Here is an 8,358-nt window from a genome sequence, read left to right as displayed (position 1 = left end):
TGAACGCATCTGCCCAATTTGACAGAGAGCCTCTAACTTCCGTTATCAAAACTAAAAAAACTACCCACAAAGTCTCGGACTCTGTCGGCAGTCTATTCCTCTATTTAAAGGATTGAAAAATATTATTTTAATATTAGTCAGCGTAAATTTCGTCTAATGGTTTAACGATAATTTGGTTGATTTCTTGGAATACTTGACTCATTTTTTGTTCAGCATTCATTAATGCAGAGATGTTTTCATCTTTTTCAATTGCTTGCGCTTGTTCTTGCGCTTTTTGTAAATCTTCTTCAGCAATTTCTTCACCTTGCATTTGTTTTTGTTGGAAGTTAATTTGAGTTTCACGGAACTCATCGAATAACTTTTTAGATTCTTCGTTAGCTTTTACATTAGCGAATGCTTCTTTGATTGCTTTGTATTCTTCGCTTTCTCTTAAAGCTTGTTCTAATTGATTTGCATAATCATATAAATTTACTGCCATGGTTATAGCACTCCTTTGTTGTGATGTTTATTAAAACGTTCGATATTACTTTACCACATCTCGCTTTTTTAGACAAAGATTGCAACCAAACCTTGGAAAAATCCAATAATACCACCTAAAATGAAACCTAATGACATAATCAACTTTAGTTCTTTGTTAGCAATTTCTATAATTAATTTTTCAATATAATCTAAGTCAAACGTATTAATTTGTTCTTCAATTAATCCTCGTAAATCCACTTTTTTCATAATTGTAGATAAGTGAATCGATAATTTTTCAATGATTAAATTTGCTAATTTGCTAGAGAGTTGACCTTCTAAATAATCAACGAATTGAGGCATTAACGTAACCACTGGCTTATTCGCTTGATTGCTTGCATATGTTGTTACATACACTGATAGATTTTCAGCGATTTCATTAAACTGCGATGCATCTAACAGTTCATTCAATGGTTTATCTTTAAAAGTTTGATATTCATTGGTAATTAACGATGTCACAATTGTTCTTGCTTTAGGATGAGATGTTAAACGTATAAGTTCTTGTTGAATGCGATCTGCAATGCTCTCTTTTGTCATAAACATTTGCAACATACCAATTAACTTACCTTTCTCATGGAAAAAAGTATCCAACATATCATTAATATCTTGTGTGCCTTTTGCAGATGATAAATAATTCCTTGCACGATCACATAATAAGTCTGTTGCGTTATCTACATGCTGATCTAAAAATGTTACAAGTTGATTTGGCAATAAAGATGCTATTGTTTGGTTTTGATGCTTTGTATAATAATTATTCAATTGTGATTCAATATATTGATTTCCATTAGTTTGTAATACTTGTTCTAAATCAATATCGATTTGAGAAGTAATTTGTTTTATTGACAATTGATCTTTCGTCAACTTTTGTAACTGCTGTTGAATCATAGATTCTATTGCTTGCTGTGATTGCTCGCTTTTTAATTTTTCATTAATTAAAGTTTCTGTAAGCAAATGCTCTTCAATCACTTGGCCAATTTTAGTTGCAATTTCTTCGCGTCTTTTCGGTATTAAACCTGGTGTAAATGGGACTCTAAATTTAAATATATAGTATGGTTTAAAGGGGTGAAACAGCATTCTAATTGCAATTACATTAGTAATGCCCCCAATTATCGCCCCTACTACAATCATAAATATGATAATAAATAGTGCATTCATAATTTTGACTCCTTTGTGACAACATAGTTATTCATTATACCACTATTTTTATTTTTTAATTCATTAATCATTTCACTTTCTGCTCAATTTATTATTAGTTTACATACAAAAAGCGATGCCTCACCTCTCGAAACAGGTGTGTTACATCGCTTTTATTATTTATTAAAAGTATATAGGCCTAGATATGTACTAATTCTTCTTTAGCATTTCTGTTAAAGTATGTTTCAGCTTCTCTCATTTTAGAAGTACCGAAAATTGGTTGGTTATCTGGATTTAATACACGATAAATATTGCTTACTTTGTTACTTTGTAAAATGTACCCATTACGAGTCTCAATGTTATTCCAATAAATATCACTTGTTGGTGCATGGTTTGGATATGCACAGTGATTTCTTGAAATTGTTTGAACGATTTCTAATGGATCACAGCCAAATGTACTGTTTAATACTTCAGAGTCTCTGAATAATGCACAAATTGAAATACAAGTTGTCCAGTTTGGTAATACTCTCTCTTTTTCGATTTGTACTAAAGTCTTTTTAGAAAGTCCAATTGTTTGCGCCATAGTATCTTGCGTATAACCAGCCTCTATACGAACCATTTTAAATTTTGTTTGAATTAAATCTGTAAAACTCTGTCTATCCATTCTGTTATCTACCTTTCTGTTTGGGGAATTTTATCCGGACACAAGAAATTGCAATAATACACATTTCTTGAAACACAGATTACATCTTAATATATTTTTAATAAAATGAAAAGAGTCAATTTCACATTTGTATTAAATTTTGATCAAGTCAACAAGAGTTAAGTTTACTTTATAATGAAGCGAAAGTAAATGAAGTAAAATTTTATGCATAATCACTAGATTTGATAAAAATTACACTTTTATAATGATATCAAATTTACAAAGAAAACTGTATAATAAACCCTATCGCTATAAAAAATTCATCAAAATCAGATTAAAAATTGTCTATTTTTCGACAAATATTTAAAAGCTCATTCTAAATCAACTTATTTTCCATTGCATAAATTGCTGCTTGTGTACGATCGCTAACTTGTAATTTACTAAATATATGACTGACATGTGTTTTAATTGTTTTTTCAGATACAAATAAAGTTTCTGCAATCTCTTTATTTGTTTTACCTTTAACCATTTCACGTAACACTTCAATTTCTCTCTTTGACAACTTATTCGTGTAGTGTGGTTTTTGGCTAACTGTTTCGAATACATCTTGTGCCTTAGGATGTATCATTTTTTCACCGTTCATAACTCGTCTAATAGTTTCAATTAATTGCTGAGGCTCAACGTCTTTCATTTCATAACCATCAGCACCTTTATTGATTGCTGAAATTACATGTTCATCATCAACATAACTTGTTAATACCAAAACTTTAATTTCCGGATAATGTGCCTTAATATATTCCGTAATTTCAATACCATTCATGCCAGGCATCACTAAATCTAATAGCACAATATCAGGGTGCTCATGCTCTTTTAAATATTCTAAAAATGTTTCTCCATCTGCAAAGTCTTGTAAAACTTCTATGTTTTCAATCGTGGATAATAAAAATCGCAATCCTTGTCGCACAATATAATGGTCATCTACTAATATTACTTTGTTCATGGGTTATCTCCTTAAATCAAGCTATTTTATAGGAATTGTGAATTGTATTTGTGTACCCTTTGTTGGCTGAGAATGAAAGGTCACTTTACCTCTTAATAATTTAACTCTTTGTTTTATGTTATTAATACCGTGTGATGAAGCTATCTGAACATTATCGATCTCAAATCCTTGACCATAATCAATCACGTCAATATATAGTATATCGTTCATTTGTTTTAATGTAAGATCCATTTTATTCGTATCAGCATGTTTCTTAACATTATTAATACACTCTTGTAATGCTCTATATATGTTTTCTTCGATTTCATTAGATAAATCGATTAAACCTTCTACATTTACATTTAATTGTATATGCATTAATTTACTATATGCTGTCAAAGCATGAATTAAACCTTGCTCAAGTCCAACTGGCTTAAGTTGCCAAATCAATGCACGCATTTCATTAACGGCATTTTGACTCGTTTTCTCAATCGTCTTGAATGCTTGTTTAGCGATGGATTCGTTTGACATGCCATACGCAGCATGTGCTGTTAGTTTTACAGAAAATAACATTTGATTTACTGAATCATGTAAATCTCTAGCTAAACGATTACGTTCATTAATTTTTGCTGCTTCTTTTTCACGGTCTGTTAAATAAATACGTTTGATGGCTGACCCTAATTGAAATGCGACAGACTCTAGCAACTCTAAATCTTCATCACTATATATTTCAGTATTTGGGGACGCTACATTTAAAATGCCGAATTGTTCTTGACCCGATTTAAGTGGTACCGTTGCATGATGTGTAATATTGTCATTTTGGCTAGGAAATGCTTTAGAGGCTAAGTTAATACGAGAACAATTGACGATATTCGACGCTTTCATTAGCCTACGTTGATTAAATGCTTTCACACACCAACAAGACCCATCTTTAATATAGTGACAGTGGTCTGCTGTCAAAGATTGTGGTAGAGCCACATGTGATACAAGTTCATGTTCACCTACGCTATTGATGAAAAATATCCAGCCTGTCGTGAAATTACTGCCCTCAATTAAATATTTTAACGCACCTTGGGTCATGCTATACATTTCAGTTTCTTCGTTTAAAAATTCGGCAATCTCTTTTAATAAAGCTAGTCGCGTCCTTTGTTCCATCAAATCGCTCCAATTCATTTTTACGTGTATTAACTATTATACATTGAGTTATTATATTTTTAAATCTTAGACGTGAACATGATAAAATGGCCTTGATTACTCAATAGTTATATTTAGGAGAACTGATTTGTGATATGATATTAAAGACTATAGGAGGATTTTATGAAATTTAAAATACCAGAAAACTTTAATGACTTAAGTTTACGAGATATTTTCCAACAACTTAAGGTACCTAAAAAAGATTTACATCATTTAAATATGTCTAAAGATATTACTATTAATGATAAACCTGCGCGATTAATGGATAAAGTGCATACTGGCGACGATGTATTTGTTCCAACCATCGATGAAAAAAGTAATTATGTTCCAAGTTATCGTTATGCACAAATTAAATACGAAGACGATGATATGGCAATCGTAATGAAACCTAAAGGTGTTAAGACTCACCCTAATGATTTAAAAGAAAGCAATACTTTAATGAATCATGTGATTTACACTATTGATAGTGACTATGTCGAACCAATTCATCGACTGGACCAGGAAACAGTAGGATTATTAATTGTTGCTAAAAATCCTTTAATGAAAAAAATTCTTGATCGCATGTTAGAAGACAATGATATTACGCGGATATACAAAGCAAATGTTAAGGCACTTTTACCTTTAAAACCACAAACGATTGATATGCCAATTGGTAAAGATAAATTCCATTCGAATAAACGACGTGTGTCTCCTACTGGACAGCGTGCAATTACACACATTTTAACTTCAAAAATGATAAAAGAAGCTGTGTGCCAACTTGAAATCAAGTTGGATACTGGACGTACTCATCAAATTCGTGTGCATTTAGCTGAAATTGGTCACCCTGTTATTGGTGATCCTTTATATGGTGATTCAACGTTAAGACAATTAGAACTTGAAAGTTACAAAATAGAGTTTGTGCATCCCTTGACTAAGGAAGTCATTTCCGTTTCTTTGGATGACTAATTTGATTAGTTTTGCATGATATTTAAACATGCAATACCGCATTGTAACTAAATCAAGTATCAACTTAAATCGGATAGATGGAAAATTATTAATTTTTTCAGATGTTCGGTTTTTTTGTTTTTTACGATGCTTAGGATTTTATATTTTGATATTTTAGCAATTATTCATTTTATAACATCCTTGGATAATGACTTGTAGTCTTTTTCAACTGCGTTACGTGTATCTATGGACAATACATGACATCATAAGATTTTTATCACAGGTTGTTTGGCCAATACATGTACAACAATTCATCATATAAAAAATAGGTTCTATAATAAAACGGACTCCATGAAAAGTTTTTCCTTTTCATGGCTCTATATCAAATCGGACTTATAAGTTCAATTTGACATAGACAAAAAATAAAGCTTGAACACTATAATGCCCAAACTTTATTTTATATTAATATTTAATTAATGAGGATCTACCATATCTTCTGGTTTAATCCATGCTTCAAATTGTTCTTCTGTAACATATCCAGTTTGAATTGCAGATTCTTTTAAAGTTAAACCTTCTTTATGGGCTTTCTTAGCAATTTGAGCTGCTTTTTCATAACCAATATGTGGATTTAATGCAGTAACTAACATTAATGATTGATTTAAATAATTATCAATATTCTCTTCGATTGGCTCAATGCCCACTGCACAATTGTTATTAAATGTTTCCATACCATCAGCTAAAAGGTAAATTGATTGTAGTGTATTATGCATAATAACTGGTTTATAAACATTCAATTCAAAGTTACCTTGTGAACTTGCGAAGCCAACAACTGTATCATTACCCATTACTTGGACTGCAACCATTGTTAACATTTCACATTGTGTAGGATTAACTTTACCAGGCATAATTGATGAACCTGGTTCATTTTCAGGGATGGAAATTTCTGCCAAACCAGCTCGTGGACCTGAAGCCAACCATCTCACATCATTAGCAATTTTCATTAAATCTCCAGCTAATGCCTTCAATGTTCCGTGCAATTGAACAACTTCATCATGCGCTGTAAGTGCGTGGAATTTATTTTCAGAAGATACAAATGGATAACCCGTATTTTCTGAAATATAATGTGCCACCTTATCACCAAATTCAGGATGCGCATTAATACCAGTACCAACAGCCGTACCACCGATGGCAAGATTTAAAATGTGCTTCTTAGATTCAGATAACATTATTTCGCAACGGTCAAGCATATAACGCCAGCCACTAATCTCTTGTCCTAGTTTGATCGGCGTTGCATCTTGTAAATGTGTACGACCAATTTTAATAATTGATTCAAATTTGTCTTCTTTTTCTTTCAAAGTATTTCTTAAAAGTTTTAATGCAGGTTCTAATTTTGTTTCAACCTCTTGATATAATGCAACGTGCATAGCAGTTGGGAATGTATCATTCGAACTTTGTGATTCATTTACATCATCATTTGGGTGGATACTTTCATCAATTTGATGATCTTTTAAATACATATTAGCAACATAACTTACTACTTCGTTCACATTCATATTACTTTGTGTACCGCTTCCTGTTTGCCATACAACTAGTGGGAAGTGTTCATCTAATTCACCTGATAAAATTTGATCACATGCGTATACAATGGCATCTTTCTTTGCCTCGCTTAATTTTCCTAAATCAAAATTAGCTAATGCTGCTGCACGCTTTAGTTGTGCAAAACCATAAACTACTTCGATTGGCATACGCTCTTTACCAACTGGGAAATTGCGTTTACTTCTTTCTGTTTGAGCACCCCAATATTTATCTGCAGGTACTTCTATTTCTCCAAAAGTATCATGTTCAATTCTTACTGACATTCAATTTCTCCCCTTATCACTGTTTATTTAACTGTAGTATATCATTAAATAATTTAATTGAGCAATTTATGATTAAAACGTTTTCATAATTTGAAATAAAAATACACTAATCGCACGTACTCACCCTTTATTACAGTGATACGGTCATACGATTAGTGTGTTATCTATCATTATTTAGTTATTGTTGAACTAAGTTTAATTACGATACTTTGTTTTAGTAGCTTCAACCGTAGCAATAGCTGTAAGTATATATAATACAGCACTAACAATTGTCGTATATGGATTTAGAGCAACAAGCGTACCTAAAACTCCTGTTAAACTCGCATAAAACCCATCAAGTGTATAATACAATATTCCTGTTATTAATAAACAACAAATTACACTTATTACAATACCTGATTGATTACTTTTAATGAATGTTTGCGCATTAACATCATCGATTAATCCTTTTGATAAATTGAGTTGTAATTTTATTACTTTGAAAATAACAGGTAAATATAATGCCCCAATTGCCAATGGAAAAGCTTTAATTGATATTAAACTTATAATAACTGTTGCTATCAATAATTGAATCCAGTATTTTCCTAACATAAATATATAAATCTCCTCTAATTTCATTCTTCAATAGCATATCATAATCTTGGCATATTAAGAAACGCGGTTTAATGATTTCATTAAAAATATTACTGATAGATGACTTCTTTCAATTATGTCTGGAGTAATTAATTATCAATTCCGTTTAAATGGTGTTTTAATATTTAAAATTGAACTTTTGATATATTACTATGTCTGGTACACAAATCAATGTTTTATGCTTTACAAAGTTATATTGGCAGTAGTTAACTGCAGTCCACAAACATAGAAGCTGGTGGAAAGTCAGCTTACTATTTCATGCAAGTTGGCGAGGCCCCAACATAGTGAAATCGGATTTCTAATTTCTACAAACAGTGCAAGTTGGGGAAACGGGCCACAAACTCAGAAGCTGGCAGAAAGTCAGCTTCTATGAATATAATAAAAAAGCTAGGTAACAAAATGCTACCTAACTTCATATTCAAGATAATCAATCCTATTTGATATATGTTCTATACTATACATTATTTACATGATAA

8 protein-coding genes are annotated in these 8,358 nt (G+C 31.4%); 1 reads left to right on the top strand and 7 read right to left on the bottom strand.

Annotation, left to right across the window (positions count from 1 at the left end; genetic code table 11):
• Positions 1-133: 133 nt before the first annotated feature.
• From IDG60_RS01330 to IDG60_RS01310, 5 genes are all read right to left on the bottom strand, one after another.
• Positions 134-478, bottom strand: coding sequence for a YlbF/YmcA family competence regulator (locus IDG60_RS01330; protein WP_000290301.1), 345 nt, complete (start codon positions 476-478; stop codon positions 134-136).
• Between the two features lie 68 nt (positions 479-546).
• The gene (locus tag IDG60_RS01325; protein WP_000992518.1) at positions 547-1,671 is read right to left on the bottom strand and encodes a DUF445 domain-containing protein; all 1,125 of its coding nucleotides are present in this window, start codon (positions 1,669-1,671) and stop codon (positions 547-549) included.
• A 178-nt stretch (positions 1,672-1,849) separates the two neighbouring features.
• Positions 1,850-2,314 (bottom strand): XRE family transcriptional regulator XdrA, encoded by a 465-nt coding sequence (gene xdrA, locus IDG60_RS01320; protein ID WP_000375864.1) that lies wholly within the window; start codon positions 2,312-2,314, stop codon positions 1,850-1,852.
• A 355-nt stretch (positions 2,315-2,669) separates the two neighbouring features.
• Positions 2,670-3,293 (bottom strand): response regulator, encoded by a 624-nt coding sequence (locus tag IDG60_RS01315; protein ID WP_001045135.1) that lies wholly within the window; start codon positions 3,291-3,293, stop codon positions 2,670-2,672.
• 21 nt (positions 3,294-3,314) lie between these two features.
• Positions 3,315-4,427: a GAF domain-containing sensor histidine kinase gene (locus tag IDG60_RS01310; RefSeq protein WP_000437969.1), complete on the bottom strand. Its 1,113-nt coding sequence runs from the start codon at positions 4,425-4,427 to the stop codon at positions 3,315-3,317.
• A 162-nt stretch (positions 4,428-4,589) separates the two neighbouring features.
• Here IDG60_RS01310 and IDG60_RS01305 point away from each other — a divergent pair, with 162 nt between their 5' ends.
• Positions 4,590-5,411 (top strand): RluA family pseudouridine synthase, encoded by an 822-nt coding sequence (locus IDG60_RS01305; protein WP_000669376.1) that lies wholly within the window; start codon positions 4,590-4,592, stop codon positions 5,409-5,411.
• 452 nt (positions 5,412-5,863) lie between these two features.
• Here IDG60_RS01305 and fumC read toward each other — a convergent pair whose 3' ends face one another.
• Entirely contained in the window at positions 5,864-7,249 is a 1,386-nt protein-coding gene (gene fumC / locus IDG60_RS01300) for a class II fumarate hydratase (protein WP_000116228.1), read from the bottom strand.
• 195 nt (positions 7,250-7,444) lie between these two features.
• Positions 7,445-7,840: a hypothetical protein gene (locus tag IDG60_RS01295; RefSeq protein WP_000901023.1), complete on the bottom strand. Its 396-nt coding sequence runs from the start codon at positions 7,838-7,840 to the stop codon at positions 7,445-7,447.
• Between the last annotated feature and the right edge of the window lie 518 nt (positions 7,841-8,358).

This window comes from Staphylococcus sp. EG-SA-2 (assembly GCF_017152085.1).
The sequence above is the reverse complement of the archived record's forward strand: the minus strand, read 5'-3'. Positions and strand labels throughout refer to the sequence as shown.